18 protein-coding genes are annotated in these 18184 nt (G+C 74.2%); 1 reads left to right on the top strand and 17 read right to left on the bottom strand.

Annotated elements, in window-relative coordinates; translation table 11 throughout:
* Positions 1-12: 12 nt before the first annotated feature.
* From G446_RS19685 to rapZ, 14 genes are all read right to left on the bottom strand, one after another.
* Positions 13-153 carry a hypothetical protein gene (locus G446_RS19685; RefSeq protein ID WP_156916453.1) on the bottom strand — a complete coding sequence of 47 codons (141 nt, stop codon included), beginning with the start codon at positions 151-153 and terminating at the stop codon, positions 13-15.
* Positions 154-238: 85 nt separating this feature from the next.
* Positions 239-1405, bottom strand: coding sequence for a prephenate dehydrogenase (locus G446_RS0100565; RefSeq protein WP_026408655.1), 1167 nt, complete (start codon positions 1403-1405; stop codon positions 239-241).
* Entirely contained in the window at positions 1402-2322 is a 921-nt protein-coding gene (locus G446_RS0100560) for a pseudouridine synthase (RefSeq protein WP_026408654.1), read from the bottom strand. The genes G446_RS0100565 and G446_RS0100560 overlap by 4 nt, the downstream gene beginning before the upstream one ends.
* Positions 2322-2906 carry an SMC-Scp complex subunit ScpB gene (gene scpB, locus G446_RS0100555; protein WP_026408653.1) on the bottom strand — a complete coding sequence of 195 codons (585 nt, stop codon included), beginning with the start codon at positions 2904-2906 and terminating at the stop codon, positions 2322-2324. Before scpB ends, G446_RS0100560 begins: the two co-directional genes overlap by 1 nt.
* Before the next feature lie 26 nt (positions 2907-2932).
* Positions 2933-3802, bottom strand: a complete 870-nt coding sequence (locus tag G446_RS0100550) for a segregation and condensation protein A (RefSeq protein WP_034468521.1) — start codon at positions 3800-3802, stop codon at positions 2933-2935.
* A 2-nt stretch (positions 3803-3804) separates the two neighbouring features.
* Positions 3805-4674, bottom strand: a complete 870-nt coding sequence (locus G446_RS0100545; RefSeq protein WP_026408652.1) for a ParA family protein — start codon at positions 4672-4674, stop codon at positions 3805-3807.
* Positions 4675-4704: 30 nt separating this feature from the next.
* Positions 4705-5613: a site-specific tyrosine recombinase XerD gene (gene xerD / locus G446_RS0100540; RefSeq protein WP_026408651.1), complete on the bottom strand. Its 909-nt coding sequence runs from the start codon at positions 5611-5613 to the stop codon at positions 4705-4707.
* Between the two features lie 66 nt (positions 5614-5679).
* On the bottom strand, positions 5680-5925 hold the full coding sequence (gene secG, locus G446_RS0100535; protein WP_026408650.1) for a preprotein translocase subunit SecG: 246 nt from the start codon (positions 5923-5925) through the stop codon (positions 5680-5682).
* Between the two features lie 156 nt (positions 5926-6081).
* The gene (gene tpiA, locus G446_RS0100530) at positions 6082-6861 is read right to left on the bottom strand and encodes a triose-phosphate isomerase (protein ID WP_026408649.1); all 780 of its coding nucleotides are present in this window, start codon (positions 6859-6861) and stop codon (positions 6082-6084) included.
* Between the two features lie 7 nt (positions 6862-6868).
* Positions 6869-8062: a phosphoglycerate kinase gene (locus tag G446_RS0100525; RefSeq protein ID WP_026408648.1), complete on the bottom strand. Its 1194-nt coding sequence runs from the start codon at positions 8060-8062 to the stop codon at positions 6869-6871.
* Positions 8063-8175: 113 nt separating this feature from the next.
* The gene (gene gap / locus G446_RS0100520; RefSeq protein WP_026408647.1) at positions 8176-9180 is read right to left on the bottom strand and encodes a type I glyceraldehyde-3-phosphate dehydrogenase; all 1005 of its coding nucleotides are present in this window, start codon (positions 9178-9180) and stop codon (positions 8176-8178) included.
* 249 nt (positions 9181-9429) lie between these two features.
* Positions 9430-10410 (bottom strand): DNA-binding protein WhiA, encoded by a 981-nt coding sequence (whiA, locus tag G446_RS0100515; protein WP_026408646.1) that lies wholly within the window; start codon positions 10408-10410, stop codon positions 9430-9432.
* 68 nt (positions 10411-10478) lie between these two features.
* Positions 10479-11495 carry a gluconeogenesis factor YvcK family protein gene (locus G446_RS0100510; RefSeq protein WP_034468518.1) on the bottom strand — a complete coding sequence of 339 codons (1017 nt, stop codon included), beginning with the start codon at positions 11493-11495 and terminating at the stop codon, positions 10479-10481.
* 2 nt (positions 11496-11497) lie between these two features.
* Positions 11498-12478, bottom strand: a complete 981-nt coding sequence (rapZ, locus tag G446_RS0100505) for an RNase adapter RapZ (RefSeq protein ID WP_026408644.1) — start codon at positions 12476-12478, stop codon at positions 11498-11500.
* Positions 12479-12560: 82 nt separating this feature from the next.
* On the opposite strand from rapZ, the gene purT reads away from it, so the two are divergent.
* Positions 12561-13793 carry a formate-dependent phosphoribosylglycinamide formyltransferase gene (gene purT, locus G446_RS0100500; RefSeq protein WP_034468513.1) on the top strand — a complete coding sequence of 411 codons (1233 nt, stop codon included), beginning with the start codon at positions 12561-12563 and terminating at the stop codon, positions 13791-13793.
* Positions 13794-13818: 25 nt separating this feature from the next.
* On the opposite strand, the gene G446_RS0100495 is transcribed toward purT, so the two are convergent.
* Genes G446_RS0100495 through G446_RS18505 form a run of 3 tightly spaced genes read right to left on the bottom strand, consistent with a single transcriptional unit; the run spans position 13819 to position 18105 of the window.
* Positions 13819-15258, bottom strand: a complete 1440-nt coding sequence (locus G446_RS0100495; protein ID WP_026408642.1) for a glycoside hydrolase family 1 protein — start codon at positions 15256-15258, stop codon at positions 13819-13821.
* Between the two features lie 9 nt (positions 15259-15267).
* Positions 15268-17424 carry an excinuclease ABC subunit UvrC gene (gene uvrC, locus G446_RS0100490; RefSeq protein WP_026408641.1) on the bottom strand — a complete coding sequence of 719 codons (2157 nt, stop codon included), beginning with the start codon at positions 17422-17424 and terminating at the stop codon, positions 15268-15270.
* 45 nt (positions 17425-17469) lie between these two features.
* Positions 17470-18105: an ArsR/SmtB family transcription factor gene (locus G446_RS18505; protein ID WP_051285503.1), complete on the bottom strand. Its 636-nt coding sequence runs from the start codon at positions 18103-18105 to the stop codon at positions 17470-17472.
* Between the last annotated feature and the right edge of the window lie 79 nt (positions 18106-18184).

The raw sequence follows: 18184 nt of genomic DNA, 5'->3' as shown, positions 1-18184 counted from the left end.
ATCCTCCGGGGACTAGGTGACCGTGTGCGAGGTGCTGCCCCCGTTGTCGGCCCCGGGCGAGGAGCACGCGGCCAGTCCGGCCAGGGCGGCGATCCCGGCGAGCCCGGCGATCGCAATGAGCGCGCCGCGCAGCGCCGCGGCTCGATCGGGCAACCCGTTCATCGTTCCTCAACTCCCCATTCCCCGGCGAGGCCGTCCGCCCCAGGGTAGCGCACGCCCCGGCGGCGCGCCCCGCCCCTCAGCCGACCACGACCCGCCAGCCGCGCGCGTCCAGGGCCGCCTCCAGGTGCGCGGCGGCGGCGGGCAGGACCGAGACCATGGCCAGGCCGGCGCTCTGCCCGGGCGAGTGCTCCATGGAGAAGTCCTCCACGTTGACGCCCGCGGCCCCCACGTCGGAGAACAGGCGCCCGAGCTCGCCGGGCGAGTCCGGCACCAGGACCTGCACCTCGGCGTAACGGCGCGGCGCCCCGCCGTGCTTGCCGGGGATGCGGGCCCGGCCCGCGTTGCCCCGGCCCATGACGTCGGCGATCGCCCCGACGGCGCCGGGCGCGATCTGCTCCGCCCCGCCGGGCGCCGCGTACTCCCGGCTGCCGGGGTCGACGACGGCGGCCTCGACGCCGGCGATGAGGGCGTCGAGGTCCTCGCGCACCCGCCGCAGCACCCCGGCCACGGGGCCGGCGTTGCCCACGACGATCGCCGCCCACAGGCGCGGGTCGGAGGCGGCGATGCGGGTGGTGTCGCGCAGCCCCTGCCCGGCCAGGGCCAGGGCCGACTCGGGCAGGTCCTCCAGGCGCGCCGCCAGGAGGGAGGACACGAGCTGGGGCACGTGGCTGACGGCGGCGACGGCGGCGTCGTGCTCGGCCGCGCCCATGCGCACCGGGGTGGCGCCCACATCCACGGCCAGGTCGCGCACCGCCGCCTCGGCGGCCGGATCGGCGCCGTCGGCCACGATCACCCAGGGGCGGCCGGCGAACAGGTCGGAGTCGGCGGCCGACGCCCCGCTGCGCTCCCGGCCGGCCATGGGGTGGGAGCCGACGTAGCGGCGTGCGCCCGCCCCCCCGCGCCCGCGCACCTCGGCGCCGACGCGGTCCTTGACGGAGGCGACGTCGGTGACGACCGCCCCGGGGTGCTCGTCCAGGGAGCGCAGCACGACGTCGGCGGCGACGTCGGGGGGCGTGGCCACGACGACGAGCCCCGGCGGGGCGTCGCCGCCCGCGCGGATGGCGCCGGCGCCCATGTCGCGGGCCAGGGCCAGGGACGTCGGCGAGGTGTCGGACAGCTGGACCTCGACGCCGGCGGCCGTGAGCGCCAGGGCCAGGGACGTGCCCAGCAACCCCGTGCCGATGACGAGGACCGGCCCGGCGGTGGAGGCGCGGGCCGGGGGGTCGGCCGGCGCGGGGCTCACAGCCCCACCTCCCGCTGGAGGGCGGCGATCTCCCCGCCGCTCAGGCGCCGCATCCGGCCCGGCCCCAGGCCGCCGATCCCCAGCGGCCCGAGCCGGGTGCGCACCAGGCGCGTCACGGGGTGGCCCACGGCGTCGAGCATGCGGCGCACGATCCGGTTGCGCCCCGAATGCAGAGTGATCTCCACGATGGAGCCGGCCGGGCCGGAGTCCTTGATCGTGACGCGGTCCGCCCGGGCGGGGCCGTCCTCCAGCTCGATGCCGCGCCTGAGCTTGCGCGCCGCCCAGGGCTCGACCCGCCCCGACACGATCGCCACGTAGGTCTTGGGGATCTCGTAGCCGGGGTGCATGAGCCGGTGGGCGAGCTCGCCGTCGTTGGACAGCAGCAGCAGGCCCTCGGTGTCGGTGTCGAGCCGCCCGACGTGCACCAGGCGCACGGCGTCCGGGCGGACGAGGTCCCCGGCGTGCTCGTCGAGGTAGCGCCGGGCGAAATCGGCGACGGTGGGCCGCCCGTCCGGGTCGGCCATAGTGGTGACCACGCCGGCGGGCTTGTGCAGCACGACGGTGAGCACGTCGGGGTCGGTGACGATGCGCGAGCCGTCGACGCGGATGACCTGGGCAGCCGGGTCGACCCGCACGCCCTGGTCGGTGACGACGGCGCCGTCGACGCTCACGCGGCCGGCGGCGATGAGCCCCTCGCAGGCCCGTCTGGAGGCCACCCCGGCGTGGGCCAGGACCTTGTGGAGGCGCTCGCCGCCGGGCACGTGCGGGTCGCCCGCCCCGCCCCGGGCCGACCGGGCGCCGTCGATTCCGCCGGCGCCGTCGGGCCCGTCCAGTCCGTCCGGCTCCTCCGGCTCCTCCAGGTCGTCCTCGTCGTAGAACTCCTCGCCCGTCAGGTCCACCGTCTCGCGGTCGTCCATCATCGGATCCTCCCGGTCATCTCGTTCTCGATCTCCCCCAGGGCGGAGGCCTCGGGCAGGTAGGGGGCCAGCGGGGGCAGGTCGTCGAGGGAGTCCAGGCCCAGGTACTCCAGGAACTCGTCGGTCGTGCGGTACAGCAGGGCGCCGCCGGGCTCGGCGCCCGCCTCCTCGATGAGGCCGCGCGCGCACAGGGTGCGCACGACGCCGTCGACGCTCACGCCGCGGATGGCGGCGATGCGCCCGCGCGTCACGGGCTGGCGGTAGGCGATGACGGCCAGGGTCTCCAGCGCCGCCTGGGACAGGCGGGAGGTCGCCCCGCCGATGACGAAGCGCTCGACCAGGTCGTGGAAGGCGGGGGCCGAGGCCAGCCGCCAGCCGCCGGCGGCCCGGCGCAGGACGAAGCCGCGGGCCGGGCCGTCCCCGTCCCCGGCGTACTCGGCCGCCAGGGACTCGAGCAGTCCGTGCGCCCGGGTCTCGCCCACGCCCAGCGCCTCGGCCAGGGCCGCGCAGGTGACGGGCCCGTCGGCGACGACGAGCACCGCCTCGGCGGCGGCCCGCAGCTGCGCCTCGGGCACGGCGCTCATCTCGCCCTGTCGGGGCGGGGCGGTGGTCATGCGAACTCCTCCTCCACGTCCGGGGCCATCATGCCCGCGCCCTCCCCCTCCTCGCCGCACCAGGTGACCGTGATCTCGCCCATCGGCTCGTCCTGGTCGAGTTCGACGTCGCCCTGGCGGTGCAGCAGGAGCAGGGCCAGGAAGCGGGCGACGACCACGGCGGTGCGCCCGGCGTCGGCGATCAGCCGGCTGAAGGGGAGGCGGCCGTGGCGGCGCAGCCGCAGCGCCAGCAGGCGCATCTGCTCGCCCACGGGCACGGCCTCGTGCAGGTGGACCGTCTGCACGCCCGCCTCGGCAGGCCGGGTCAGGACCTCGGCGGCGATGCGGGCCAGGTCTTGGGGGCCGATGGCGGCCACGAGCCGGGGCAGGAGGGCGGCCAGCTCGGGGGGCGGCCCCGCCGTGCGCGGGTGGGCCCGGGCGGCGGAGCCGGCCAGCTCCCGCAGGTGCGCGGCGGCCCGCTTGTAGGCGCGGTACTGCAGGAGCCGGGCGAAGAGCAGGTCGCGGGCCTCGAGGAGCTCCAGGTCCTCCTCGGTCTCGTCGGGGTCGTGGGGCAGGAGCCGGTGGGCCTTGAGCGCCAGCAGCGTGGCCGCCACGACGAGGAACTCGCTGGCCCGCCCCAGGTTCCAGTCGGCGCGCATGTGGGCGATGAACTCGTCGGTGACCTCGGCCAGGGCGAGCTCGGTCACGTCCAGGCGGCGGCGGGCGATGAGCGCCAGCAGCAGGTCGAAGGGCCCCTCGAACTGGGGCAGGGCGACGGTGAAGCCGGGGATGCTCCCCGGCCCGCCCGCCCCGGCGGCCTCGTCCCCGGCGTCCGCCCCGGCTCCGGTGCCGGGGCGCCGGACGGCGCCGGGCGCCCGGACCGGCATCGTCAGGCGACGCCGCCGCGGGCGATGAGCTCGCGGGCCAGGCGCCGGTAGGCCTCGGCGCCCGAGTGCCTGGGGGCGTAGAGGGTGATCGGCTCGGCGGCCACCGAGGCGTCGGGGAATTTGATGGTTCTGCGGATCTGGGTGTCGAAGAGCTGGTCGCCGAAGGCCTGGGCGAGCCGGTCGAGGACCTCGCGCGAGTGCAGGGTGCGCTGGTCGACCATGGTCGCCAGGATCCCGTCGATCTGGAGGTGGAAGTTGATGCGGTCGCGCACGCGGTCGACGGTCTCGACCAGCAGCGCCACGCCGCGCAGGGCGAAGAACTCCGTCTCCAGCGGGATGATGACCCCGTGCGAGGCGGTCAGGGCGTTGATCGTCAGCAGTCCCAGGGAGGGCTGGCAGTCGATGAGGACGACGTCGTAGTCGTCCAGGATCGGGCGCAGGACCCGGGTCAGCGCCTGCTCCCGGGCCACCTCGTTGACGAGCTGGACCTCCGCCGCGGACAGGTCGATATTGGCCGGCACGATGTCCAGTCCGGGCGCGGGCGTGGGGTGGATGACGGAGCGCACGTCCGGATGCAGGGCGACCAGCAGGTCGTAGACGGTCGTGTCCAGCTCGTTGGCGTTCACGCCCAGGCCGGCGCTGGCCGCGCCCTGCGGGTCGAAGTCGACGATGAGGACCCTGCGCCCGTACTCGGCCAGGGCGGCCCCCAGGTTGATGGTCGTCGTCGTCTTGCCGACGCCGCCCTTCTGGTTGCACAGGGAAATGACGCGAGCCGGCCCGTGCGAGTCCAACGGCGCGGGCACGGGGAAGTCCCCGTCCTCGGCGTCTGCGACGGGATCATCATTGAGATCGGTCTGAGTCGAGTCATTCACCCGATCACCATATCCGACGTGCGCCGCGTCTCAGCCCCGGGCGCGCGGATGGCTGGTGGCGTAAACCCGGCGCAGATGCTCAACCGTGATCTTGGTGTATATCTGCGTGGTGGTCACCGAGGCGTGCCCGAGCATCTCCTGGACCACGCGCACGTCGGCGCCCCCGGCGAGCAGGTGGGTGGCGAAGGAGTGGCGCAGGGTGTGGGGGGACACGTGCCGGCCCTCCCCCAGGCCCGCGCGCTCGGCCGCCTGCCGGAGCACGCCCCAGGCCGACTGGCGCGACAGGGGCCGGCCCAGGGTGTTGAGGAAGACCTCGGGCGCCCCCCGCCCCCGCTGGGCCAGGAGAGGGCGCCCGCGCACCAGGTAGGCGTCCAGGGCGTCGCGGGCGCAGCGGCCCACGGGGACGATGCGCTCCTTGCGCCCCTTGCCGAACAGGCGCACGCAGTGCGAGTCGCGGTCCAGGTCGTCCACGGCCAGGCCCACGGCCTCGGAGATGCGGGCCCCGGTGGCGTACAGCAGCTCCAGCAGCGCCCGGTCGCGCAGCCCCGCGGGCGAGTCGGGGTCCGCACCGGCCTCCAGCAGGCGGCGCACCTCCTCGACGCTCAGCGCCTTGGGCAGGCGGCGCCCCACCTGGGGCGGGCGCACGGCGGCGGCCGGGTCGACGGCGGTGGAGCCCTCGGCCAGGAGGAACCGGTGCCACCCGCGCACGGCGGTGACGGTGCGCGACGCCGAGGACGCGGCCAGGGGGCGGGCGCCGTCGCCGCCCGCGCGGATGGCCTCGACGAAGGCGGACACGTCCTCCTCGCTCACCGCGTCGGGCCCGTCGATCCCGCGCGAGGACAGGAAGTCGGTGTAGCGGCTCAGGTCGCGCTCGTAGGCCGCCAGGGTGTTGGGGCTCAGGCCCCGCTCGACGCGCAGGTGCGCCAAATACCCCCGCAGCGCGCGCACGAGCGCGTCATCGCGGGGGGTCGGGGCGGGGCGGGCCGGGCTCGTCGTCGTGACCGGTCAGGACGTGGCCTTCAGGACGAGCCCGAGGCCGATGATCGTCATGGTCCACACCAGGGCCACGCCGACGGTGATGCGGTTGAGGTTGCGCTCGGCGACCCCGGAGGAGCCGGCGGACGAGGAGATGCCCCCGCCGAACATGTCCGACAGGCCGCCGCCCTTGCCCTTGTGCAGCAGGACGGACATGATGAGGAAGAAGCTGGAGAGCACGAGGAGGACCTCGAGGATGATCTTCAGGATGTTCATGCCGGTTTCAGTCTTCCTTCGTCGTCCAGAGCCGCGCGGCCGGGCTCGGCGCCGACTCTACCCGATGCGCGCGCCGGGGCCCGGCCGCCCCGCGTGTGAGATGGCCGGACCCCGGTCACGATCCGCCCCGCCGGTCCGCGGCGGGGCGGATCGGGCTCAGGCGTAGAAGTTCGCCATGGCCGCGAAGGAGTCCGCCTTGAGCGAGGCGCCGCCCACGAGCGCGCCGTCGACGTCGTCCTGGGCCATGAGCTCCTTGATGTTGCCCGGCTTGGCGCTGCCGCCGTACAGGATGCGGGTGGCGTCGGCGGTGGCGGCGCCGAAGTCCTCGCGCAGGGCGGCGCGGATGGCGCCGCAGACCTCCTGGGCGTCGGCGGCCGTGGCCGTCTCGCCGGTGCCGATGGCCCAGATGGGCTCGTAGGCGATGACGATCCTGGCCGCGTCCTGGGCGCTCCAGCCCTTCAGGGCGGCGCGGATCTGGCCGAGCACGAACTCCACGTGCGTGCCCGCCCTGCGCACCTCCAGGGCCTCGCCGCAGCACAGGATCGGGGTCATGCCCGCGTCCAGGACCTTGCGGGCCTTGGCGCCCACCAGCTGGTCGGACTCGCCGTGGTACTCGCGGCGCTCGGAGTGGCCCATGACCACGTAGCTGCAGCCCAGCTTGGTGAGCATGGCCGTGGAGATCTCGCCGGTGTAGGCGCCGTTGTCGTGGATGGACACGTCCTGGGCGCCGTACTTGAGGGGCAGCGAGTCGGCCTCGACGATCGTCTGCACGGTGCGGATGTCCGTGAAGGGCGGGATGACCAGGACCTCGCACTTGGCGTAGTCGTGGTCGGAGTCGGCCAGCGCCATCGCCAGCCCCTGGACGAGGTGGTTGGCCTCGAGGTGGTCCAGGTTCATCTTCCAGTTGCCCGCCATGAGCGGGATGCGGTTGCTCATCGTCTGCTCAGCCTTCCAGGACGGCGATGCCGGGCAGGGTCTTGCCCTCGAGGAGCTCGAGGGAGGCGCCCCCGCCGGTGGAGATGTGGGAGAAGGTGGACACGTCGAAGCCCAGGGTGCGCACCGCGGCGGCGGAGTCGCCCCCGCCGATGACGCTGAAGGCCGACGAGTCGGAGATGGCCCGGGCCACGGCCTTGGTGCCGGCGGCGAAGGCCGGGAACTCGAAGACGCCCATGGGGCCGTTCCACACCACCGTCTTGGAGGTGGCGATGGCGTCGGCGAACAGCTTGCGGGTCTCGGGGCCGATGTCCAGGCCCATCTGGTCGGCCGGGATGGCGTTGGAGGGCACGACGGTGGCCGGGGCGTCGGCCGCGAACTCCGGGGCGACGACCGTGTCCACGGGCAGGAGGAGCTCGATGCCGCGCTCCTCGGCGGTGGCCAGGTACCCCTTGACCGTGTCGATCTGGTCCTTCTCCAGCAGGGAGGCGCCCACCTCGTTGCCCTGGGCGGCCAGGAAGGTGTAGGCCATGCCCCCGCCGATGAGCAGGCGGTCGGCCTTGGTCAGGAGGTTGGCGATGACGCCGAGCTTGTCGGAGACCTTCGAGCCGCCCAGCACCACCGTGTAGGGGCGCTCGGGGTCCTTCACGGCCCTGGACAGGGCCTCGATCTCCTTGCGCACCAGCAGGCCCGCGGCGGCCGGCAGGAGCTTGGCGACGTCGTAGACGGAGGCCTGCTTGCGGTGGACCACGCCGAAGCCGTCGGAGACGAAGACGTCGGCCAGGGACGCCAGCTCGGCCGCGAAGGCGGCGCGCTCGGCGTCGTCCTTGGACGTCTCGGCGGCGTTGAAGCGCACGTTCTCCAGCAGGACGATGTTGCCGGGCTTCAGGGCGGCGACGGCGGCCCTGGCGCCCTCGCCCACGGTGTCGGGGGCCAGGGTCACCTCCACGCCGGTCACCTCGCGCAGGCGCTCGGCCACCGGGGCCAGCGAGTAGTCGGGGTTGACCTTGCCCTTCGGACGGCCCAGGTGCGCGACGATGATCACCTTGGCGCCGGCGTCCAGGAGGAGCCTGAGGGTGGGCAGGGCGGCCTGGATGCGGCCGTCGTCGGTGATGTTCTTCTCGGCGTCGAGCGGAACGTTGAAGTCGGAGCGGACCAGGACGCGCTTGCCGGCCAGGTCGCCCAGGGATTCGATGGTCTTCATGGAGCCTCTCATCGGTGGTGGTGCGGGTGGGTGGGTGGTGCGGACTGCGCCCGCGCACGCGATCGTGCGTGCGCGGGCGCAGTCTCAGATGAGCATGGTGCTCGCCGGCGTCCTCAGAGGCGCTCGGCGACGTACTCGGTCAGGTCGACGAGGCGGTTGGAGTAGCCCCACTCGTTGTCGTACCAGGACAGGACCTTGACCAGGTCGCCGATGACCTTGGTCTCCGTGGCGTCGAAGATCGAGGAGTGCGAGTCGCCCATGATGTCCGCCGAGACGATCGGGTCCTCGGTGTAGGCCAGGATGCCCTTGAGCGGGCCCTCGGCGGCCTCCTTGACGGCGGCCTTGACCAGCTCGACGGAGACCTCCTTCTCGGCCTGGAAGGTCAGGTCGGTCAGCGAGCCGGTCGGGGTCGGCACGCGCACGGCCAGGCCGTCGAACTTGCCCTTGAGGTCGGGGATGACCAGGGCCACGGCCTGGGCCGCACCGGTCTTGGTCGGGATCATGGACAGGGCGGCGGCGCGGGCGCGGCGCAGGTCCTTGTGGGGGGCGTCGAGAATGCGCTGGTCGCCGGTGTAGGAGTGGATCGTGGTCATGATGCCGCGGACGATCCCGAACTTGTCGTTGAGGACCTTGGCCAGGGGCGCGAGGCAGTTGGTGGTGCAGGAGGCGTTGGAGATGATGTTCTGGGTGGCCGGGTCGTACTTGTCCTCGTTGACGCCGATGACGAAGGTGCCGTCGACGTTCTTGGCGGGGGCGGAGATGACGACCTTCTTGGCGCCGCCGTCGATGTGGGCCTTGGCCTTGAGCCCGTCGGTGAAGAAGCCGGTGGACTCCACGACGACCTCCACGCCCAGCTCGCCCCAGGGCAGCTCGGCCGGGTCGCGGTGGGCCAGGACCTTGATGTGCTTGCCGTCCACGACGATGCCCTCGTCGTCGTAGGAGACCTCGCCGCCGAAGCGGCCGAGGATGGAGTCGTACTTGAGCAGGTGGGCCAGGGTCTTGTTGTCCGTCAGGTCGTTGACGGCGACGACCTCCAGGTCCGCCTTCTGCTCGAGGGCGGCGCGGAAGAAGTTGCGGCCGATCCGGCCGAAGCCGTTGATGCCAACGCGGGTGGTCACTTTGCGTCCTCCTAGTACGCCGATCGGGCGTACGTGATTCGTAGCTTGTCGCACACCATGTGTGCCCCGGAGCCCGCGGGCGAACCCACGTGGTCCAGCGCTAGTGAGTGTAGCGTCACGAACTGGCCGCGTGTGACCGCCGACCACGCCAAGGGCGAACAGGGCGGGCCGCCGCGCCCCGTGTGACGCACGAGGGTCACATCACCGGGACCGTCGTCCTAGACGACCGCCCCGAAACGGCGGCGCGCCTCACATGTCGAGCATCTCCTGGGTGAGCACCGACTCCGTGTCCGGCACCCCCAGCTCGTGGGCGCGCTTGTCCGCCATGGCCAGCAGGCGCCGGATCCTCCCGGCCACGGCGTCCTTGGTCAGCTGGGGGTCGGACAGCTGCCCCAGCTCCTCCAGGCTCGCCTGCTTGTGCTCCATGCGCAGGCGCCCCGCCTGGACCAGGTGGGCGGGCACGTCCTCGCCCAGGATCTCGAAGGCCCGCTCCACGCGCGCCCCCGAGGCGACCGCCGCGCGCGCCGAGCGGCGCAGATTGGCGTCGTCGAAATTCGCCAGCCGGTTGGCCGTCCCGCGGGTCTCGCGCCGGGAGCGCCGCTCCCCCCACCGCCGGTGGGCCTCGGCCGCCCCCATCCTCTTGAGCAGGACGCCGATCGCCTCCCCGTCGCGCACCACCACCCGGTCCGCCCCGCGCACCTCCCGGGCCTTGGCCACGATGTCGAAGCGGCGGGCCGCGCCCACCAGGGCCAGGGCCGCCTCGCTGCCGGGGCAGGTGACCTCCAGGGAGGAGGAGCGCCCCGGCTCGGTGAGCGAGCCGCGCGCCAGGAAGGCCCCCCGCCAGGCGGCGGCCGCCGCGGACCGCCCGCCCTGGACGACGGCGACCGGCATGCCCCGCACCGGCCGGCCGCGCCCGTCCACCAGTCCCGTCAGCCGCGCCAGGTCCTTGCCCCGCTCGGTCACGCGCAGCACGTAGCGCGAGCCCCGGTGCAGGGACCCGCCGCGCACGACCACCAGCTCCGACTCCATGGCGAACAGGTCCCTGAGCGCGTGGTGCAGCCGGCGCACCGCCCCCCCGTGGTCCAGATCCGCCTCGATCACGATCCGGCCCGACACGATGTGCAGGCCCCCCGCGAAGCGCAGCATCGAGGCGACCTCGGCGCGCCTCTGGGCGGAGGTGCCGGGCGCGACGCGCGCCAGCTCGTCCTTGACGGCGACCGTCAGCGACATGTGGGGCTCCTCGATTGTGATCGGCGGTGTATGGATCGGCGGCGCGCCGACGGGCGGCGCGGGCCCGCTCAGGCGGGCGCCCCGGCGGGGCCGACGTCGCCGACGACGCCGTCGAAGGCGTCCCGCAGGGCGGCGGCCAGCCGCAACGGGTCATGGTGGCACAGCCCGTCGCTGGAGCGCACCTGGCGCAGCACGAGCGTGGCGCCCATGGAGCGGGCCACGGAGCCCAGCGCCTCGATGTCCTCCACGGTGGAGGGGTCGGCCAGGATCACGTCCAGGCGCAGGTCCGGGGCGCAGTCGGCCAGGACGCGCACGTGGTCCGCGGCGGTCATCCCGTCCGTCTCCCCGTGCTGCGCGGACAGGTTGAGGATGAGCACCCTGCGCGCTCGCGCCTCCAGCAGGGCCCGGCGCATGGAGGGCAGGATGAGGTGGGGCAGCACCGAGCTGTACCAGGAGCCGGGGCCCAGGACCACCCAGTCGGCCCCCTCGATGGCCTGCACGGCCACCGGGTGGGCCTGGGCGTCGGCGGGCACGAGGGCCACGTTCTCCAGCCGCCCGCGGGCGGTGGCCACGGCCACCTGGCCGCTGACGCGCTCGCGGCGCTCGCCGTCGACGACGTCGGCCTCGATGACCAGCGGCGAGGAGCTCATGGGCACGACGCGCCCGTGGATGGCCAGCAGCCGCCCCACCCAGTCCAGGCCGCCCACGTCGTCGCCCAGCAGCTGCCACAGGGCCAGGATGAGCAGGTTGCCCAGGGCGTGGTTGTCCAGCTCGCCGTGGCCGGCGAAGCGGTGCTGGAGGACGTCGCGCCAGGTCAGTCCCCACTCGGAGTCGTCGGTGAGCGCCGCCAGGGCCATCCGCAGGTCGCCGGGGGGCAGGCAGCCGAATTCGCGTCGCAGCCGCCCCGAGGAGCCGCCGTCGTCGGCCACGGTGACCACGGCGGTCAGCCGGTGCGTGACGTGGCGCAGGGCCCGCAGGGTGGCGGACAGGCCGTGCCCGCCGCCCAGGGCCACGACGGCCGGCCCCTCCTCGCCGCGGCGCGGCCACCCGTCGGCGTCCAGGGTCGTGGACCGCTTCTGATTCATGTCTATTCCCTTCCCAGGTCCCGGTGCTGGGCGACGACGGCGAAGCCCGCCGAGCGCAGGCGCGCCGCGATGCGCTCCGCGGAGGCGACCGAGCGGTGCTTGCCGCCGGTGCAGCCGACGGCGATGGTGACATTGGGCTTGAGCTCGTCGACGTAGCGCGGCAGGGCCGGCGCCAGCAGGTCGGCGTAGCCGTCGACGAAGGCGGCGGCGCCGCCCTGGCGGAAGACGTAGTCGGCCACGGGCGCGTCCCGCCCCGTCAGGTGGCGCAGCTCGGTCACCCAGTAGGGGTTGGGGATGAAGCGGACGTCGAGGACCTGGTCGGCGTCCATGGGCAGGCCGTACTTGAAGCCGAAGGACATGACCGTCACCCGCAGGGCCAGGTCGGACTCGGTGGCCACCAGCTCGCGCACGCGCCGGGCCAGCTCGTGGACGGACAGGTTCGTGGTGTCGATGACGTCGTCCGCCACGGCCTTGAGGCCCCCCAGCAGCGTCCGCTCCTGCTCGATGCCGTCGAGGATGGTGCCCGAGCCCTGCAGGGGGTGGGGCCTGCGGGAGGACTCGAAGCGCCGCACCAGGCTCGCGTCGGAGGCGTCGAGGAAGAGCACGCGCACATTCGTGCCCGCCTCGCGCAGCTCGCGCCGGTACTGCATGAAGCTGGCGAAGAAGGCGCGGCTGCGCACGTCCACGACGGCGGCCAGCCGGTGCACGCCCGCCCCCACCGAGGTCATCATCCCCGCCAGGGCCGGCAGGAGCTGCGGGGGCAGGTTGTCCACGACGTACCAGTCCAGGTCCTCCAGGGCGTTGGCCGCCCGGGAGCGGCCCGCCCCGGACATGCCGGTGACGATGATCATCTCGGGCCGCTCGGCCGGGCGGACGGGCGGCGCGACCAGGTCCGCCTCCGGGATCGAGGCGGGCACCGCGTCCCGGCCGGGGCCGGTCCCGGTCTCGGTCGGGCGCGGGAGGCTGCGGTCCTGAGAGTCCATGACCCGATCATGGCACGCCGACCGGTAGCGTGGGGCCAGGCGCCGCCGCCCTGCGCGCCCGACCGTCGACGAAGGGTCCGCCGTGAGCACTCAGCCCCCTCCCCCGCCGCCCGCCGTCCTGGGCACGCCGTGGACGGACTCGGCCACCCGCGTGGCCCTGCTGGGCTCGGGCGAGCTCGGCAAGGAGATCGCCATCGCCCTGACGCGCCTGGGGGTGGAGGTCACCGCCATCGACCGCTACGAGGGGGCCCCCGCCCAGCAGGTGGCGCACAACGCCCTGACGGTGGACATGAGCGATCCGGGGGCGCTGACCGCGGCCATCCGCTCGTGCGGCGCCGCCGTCGTCGTCCCCGAGATCGAGGCCCTGGCCACCGACGCCCTGGTGGCCCTGGAGGAGGCCGGGGACGTGCGCGTGGTGCCGACGGCGCGGGCGGCCCGCCTGACCATGGACCGCGAGGGCATCCGCCGTCTGGCGGCCGAGGAGCTGGGGCTGCCCACCAGCCCCTACGTCTTCGCCTCGTCCCCGGCCGAGCTGGAGGCCGGGGCCCGGCGGGTGGGGTTCCCGTGCGTGGTCAAGCCGGTCATGTCCTCCTCGGGCCACGGCCAGTCGGTGCTTCGTGGTCCTGAGGACCTGGAGACGGCTTGGCGCTACGCGGCCCTTGATGGCCGGGTCGACCGGGGCCGGATCATCGTGGAGGGCTTCGTGCGTTTCGACGTCGAGATCACCCTGCTCACGGTGCGCTGGCGCGATCCGCGCACCGGGGAAACGGCGACGAGCTTCTGCGAGCCCATCGGGCACCGCCAGGAGGACGGCGACTACGTGGAGTCCTGGCAGCCGCAGGCGCTGGAGCCGGCGGCCCTGGAGCGCGCCCGGGCCGCGGCCGCGGCGGTGACGGGGGCGCTGGGCGGCTGGGGCGTGTTCGGCGTCGAGCTGTTCGTGCGCGGCGGGCAGGTCCTGTTCTCCGAGGTCTCCCCCCGCCCCCACGACACCGGCCTGGTCACCCTGGCGAGCCAGCGCCTGAGCGAGTTCGAGCTGCACGCCCGGGCCCTGCTGGGCCTGCCGGTGGACACCTCGCTGCGCTCCCCCGCGGCCTCCGCCGTCATCAGGTCCCCGCTGGCCGGCGACCCGGGCGCGGGGGTGCGCTTCGAGGGCGTCGCCGAGGCGCTGGCCGTGCCGGGGGCGGACCTGCGCCTGTTCGGCAAGCCCGTGGCGCGCCCGGGCCGGCGCCTGGGGGTGGCCGTGGCGCAGGCCGACGACGTGGCCACCGCCCGCGAGCGCGCCCGGGCCGCGGCCGGGGCGGTGGGCGTGCGCTGACCGCCCCGGCCGGCCCGGCGCGGGCTCAGGGGCGCAGGTCGGCCCCGTTGGAGGCGATGATCCGCCTGTACCAGTCGAAGGACTTCTTGCGGCGGCGGGCCAGGGTGCCGCTCCCGTCGTCGTTGCGGTCGACGTGGATGAAGCCGTAGCGCTTGGACATCTGGGCGGTGGAGGCCGACACCAGGTCGATGCAGCCCCAGGAGGTGTAGCCCAGGACCTGCACGCCGTCGGCGATGGCCTCGGCGACCTGGACCAGGTGGTCGTTCATGTAGGCGATGCGGTAGTCGTCCTCGACCGTGGGCCCGTCGGGGCCGTCGACCAGGACGTCCTTGGCGCCCAGGCCGTTCTCGACGATGAACAGGGGCTTGCCCCAGCGGTCCCAGTAGTCGTTCAGGACGGTGCGCAGGCCCGCCGGGTCGATCTGCCAGCCCCATGCGGAGGCCTTGAGGGTGGGGTTGGGGACCCCGCCCATGAGGTTGCCCTCGCCGGCCTCGGCCTGCTGGGCGGCGGTCTCGCACACGGACATGTAGTAGGAGAAGGAGACGAAGTCGACGGTGTGCTCGCGCAGCAGGGCGCGGTCGGCCTCGGTGATGTCCGGTTCGATGCCCTTGTCGCGCAGGGTGCGCAGCAGGTAGCCGGGGTAGGCGCCGCGCACGTGGATGTCGCCGAAGGCGTAGTTGGCGCGCTCGGCCCGCTTGGCGGCCCACACGTCGCGCGGGTCGGGGGTGAGGGGGTAGACGGGCACGGCCAGGATCATGCAGCCGACCTTGATGTCGGGGTCGATCTCGTGGGCGATCTTCGTGGCGGCGGCGGAGGCGACGAGCTCGTGGTGGATGGCCCGGTAGAGGTCCTGCTCATCGAGCTCCTCCTTGGGGGTGGCGATGGCGCCGGACATGAAGGGCTCGTGGAGGACGGAGTTGATCTCGTTGAAGGTGAGCCAGTACTTCACGCGCTCGCCGTAGCGCTCGAACAGGGTGCGGGCGTAGCGCTCGTAGAAGCCGATGAGGCGCCGGTCGGTCCAGCCGTTGTAGGTGCGGGCCAGGTGCAGCGGGGTCTCGTAGTGGCTGATGGTGATCAGCGGGGTGATGCCGTGCCGCTCGAGCTCGTCGAGGACGCGGTCGTAGAAGGCCAGGCCCTCCTCGTTGGGCTCGGTCTCGTCGCCGCGGGGGAAGATGCGGCTCCAGGCGATGGAGAAGCGGAAGACCTTGAAGCCCATCTCGGCCAGCAGGGCGATGTCCTGGGCGTAGCGGTGGTAGAAGTCGATGGCCTTGAGCTTGAGGTTGTCCGGGGTGGGGGCGGCGGTGGGCGGGGTCATGATGCCGTGGGGCATGACGTCCTGGATGCTCAGGCCCTTGCCGCCCTCGTCGTAGGCGCCCTCGATCTGGTTGGCGGCGGTGGCCCCTCCCCACAGGAAGCCGTCGGGGAAGCGCGGGCCGGCGGGTGCGGATGTCGCGGGGGGCCTCATGGGTGGTCCTTACCTGTTGTGCTCGTCGGCGGTGCCCGGGGGGTTGTCCGGGACCGGGTTGAGGTGCGCGAGAATCGTAGCCGCCAGGGTGGGGCCGATGCCCCGCACCGAGGCGATCCGCTCCGCGGTGGCGGCGCGCAGCCGCTTGACGGAGCCGAATTCCTTGAGCAGGGCGGCCTGGCGCGCGGGCCCCAGCCCGGGCACGTCGTCGAGCGCGGAGCGGGTCATGCCGGCCGAGCGCCGGGCGCGGTGGTGGGTGATGGCGAAGCGGTGGGACTCGTCGCGCAGGTGCTGGAGCAGGTGGAGGGCGGGCGAGGTGCGCGCCAGCACCACGGGGAACTCCTCGCCCGGCATCCACACCTCCTCCAGGCGCTTGGCCAGGCCGATGAGCGGCACGTCGACGCCGAGCTCGTCCAGGGCGGTGCGCGCGGCCCCCACCTGGGGCGCTCCGCCGTCGACGACGACGAGGCCGGGGGCGTAGGAGAAGCGCCGGGGCCGGCCGGTGCCGGGGTCGATGGGCCCCGAGGCGGCGGGTGAGGCGGTCCCGGCGGTCCCGCCGTCGGTCCCGGCGGGCTCGGCGCCCTCCTCCGGGCTGGCGCCCTGCTCGGCCAGCAGCCGCTTGAAGCGGCGGGTGAGGACCTCGCGCATGGCGGCGGTGTCGTCGACGGCGCCGGTCCCGTCCCGGCCGTGGACGGTGAAGCGCCGGTAGTCGGATTTGCGGGGCGCGCCGTCCTCGAAGACGACCATGGAGCCGACCTGGTGGGCGCCGTGGGTGTGGGAGATGTCGTAGCACTCGATGCGCAGCGGCGCCTCGGGCAGGTCCAGGGCCCCGGCCAGCTCCTCCAGGGCGGCCGAGCGCCGGGTGAGGTCGCCGGCGCGGCGCGTCTTGTGCAGGCGCAGCGCCTCCTCGGCGTTCTTGCGCACGGTGCCCATGAGGGCCGCCTTGTCCCCGCGCACCGGCACGCGCAACTCGACCCCGCCCCCGCGCAGGCCGGCCAGCCAGGCGCGCACGGCGGGCGCGTCGGCGGGCAGGGCGGGGACGAGGACCTCGCGCGGAACGGCCGTGGTGGCGGTGTGGGCGACGTCGTCGACGCTGGTGGCCGCCGCCGCGCCGCGCCGGGCCGGGGCGGGCCCGGAGCGGGGCGCCGGCGCGGCGGGGGCGCGACCGCCCACCCCGAGCGAGGTCGTGGGGCCCGAGCGCTCGGGGGCGCCCGTCCCGGCCGGGTCGACCAGGTCGCCGTAGACCTGCTGGAGGAGGCGCTCGACGAGCTCGGCGTCGTCGGCGTCCTCGACCAGGTCGATGACCCAGCCGCGCTGGCCGCGCACCCTTCCGCCGCGCACGTGGAAGACCTGGACGGCGGCGGTGAGCTCGTCGCGCACCAGGGCGAAGACGTCGGCGTCGGTGGCGTCGGGCAGGACGACGGCGTTGCGCTCGAGGACCCCGCGCAGCGCGGCGGCGTCGTCGCGCAGGCGCGCCGCCCTCTCGAAGTCCAGGTCGGCGGCGGCCAGGCGCATGCGCTCGTCGAGCTCGCGCAGGTAGGGGCCGGTGCGCCCGGCCAGGAAGGAGCACAGGTCCTCGGCCAGCGCCCGGTGGTCGGCCTCGCCGATGCGGCCCACGCAGGGGGCCGAGCACTTGTCGATGTAGCCCAGCAGGCAGGGGCGCCCGGAGGCGCGGGCGCGCGCGAACACTGCGGACGAGCAGGAGCGCACGGGGAAGACGCGCAGGAGCTGGTCGAGGGTCTCGCGGATGGAGCGCGCCTGCACGAAGGGGCCGAAGTAGCGGGTCCCGGCCCTGCGCGCGCCGCGCACCACCTGGGCGCGCGGGTAGGCCTCGCTCATGGTGACGGCCAGGTACGGGTAGGACTTGTCGTCCTTGTACATGACGTTGAAGCGCGGGTTGAACTCCTTGATCCAGGAGTACTCCAGGGCCAGGGACTCCGCCTCCGTGCCCACGACCGTCCACTCCACGGCGCAGGCGGTGGTCACCATCCTCCGGGTCCGCGGGTGCAGGGCGGCCACGTCCTGGAAGTAGCTCGACAGGCGCGAGCGCAGGCTCTTGGCCTTGCCGACGTAGATGACGCGGCCCTCGGCGTCGAGGAACCGGTAGACGCCCGGGGACGCGGGGATCTCGCCGGGGGCGGGGCGGTATGTCGAGGGGTCGGCCATGACGGGCAGCCTAGAGCAGGGCGCCCGACCGGGCGGGCGCGGTTCCTAGGACTCGTCCAGGTCGTACTCCCGGTAGTCGTGCTCGGGCGTGCGCTCGACCGGCAGCTCCAGGCGGGCGCCCCGGCGGGTCTCGGGCACGAGGTCGGTGACGAAGGCGTAGCGGGTGAAGGGCGTGCCGGGCTCGGCGCCGGCGCGGGCCTCGACGGCCTGCCGACGCAGCTCGGAGAGCAGGTCTCTCAGGCGCCGGGTGTAGGCGCGGGCCAGGTCCTGCGGCAGCCAGATCATGCCGTCGGCGTGGAGCATGGGCCCCTTCTCCGCCCGCTCGGCGCGGATGACGTGCTCGACCATCTGGCCGTAGCGCGTGCGCAGCACGGCGCCGAGGGCCTCGTGCAGGCCGTCGGCGTCGGTGGTCGCGTCGTCGCCCGTGATCCCGCGCTGGGGCGAGACGTACCAGTGGTCGCGCGCCGTGGCTCCCTCGGGGCCCTCGGCGTCGAGGACGTAGCCGGCGTCCCGCAGCCTGCGGATGTGGTAGCTGACGGAGTTGGCGGGTTCGCCGAGGATCTCGGCGAGGTCGGTGGCCCGCAGCGGCCGGTCGGCGTCCCACATCTCCGTGAGGATGGCCAGGCGCAGCGGGTGCGCGACGGCCCTCATGACGGCGGGATCGGCGATGCGGCGCGGCATGGGGACAAGGGTAGGAGGAGGGCGCGCGGTTCCGCAAAACCTGTTTCGCAATATCTCTTGCGCACGAGGACGTGCGGGT

The sequence above is a fragment of the Actinomyces dentalis DSM 19115 genome (assembly GCF_000429225.1).
Taxonomy (GTDB): Bacteria; Actinomycetota; Actinomycetes; order Actinomycetales; family Actinomycetaceae; genus Actinomyces; species Actinomyces dentalis.
Note: the sequence above shows the minus strand (reverse complement) of the source record. Positions and strands in the feature narration are given on the sequence as shown.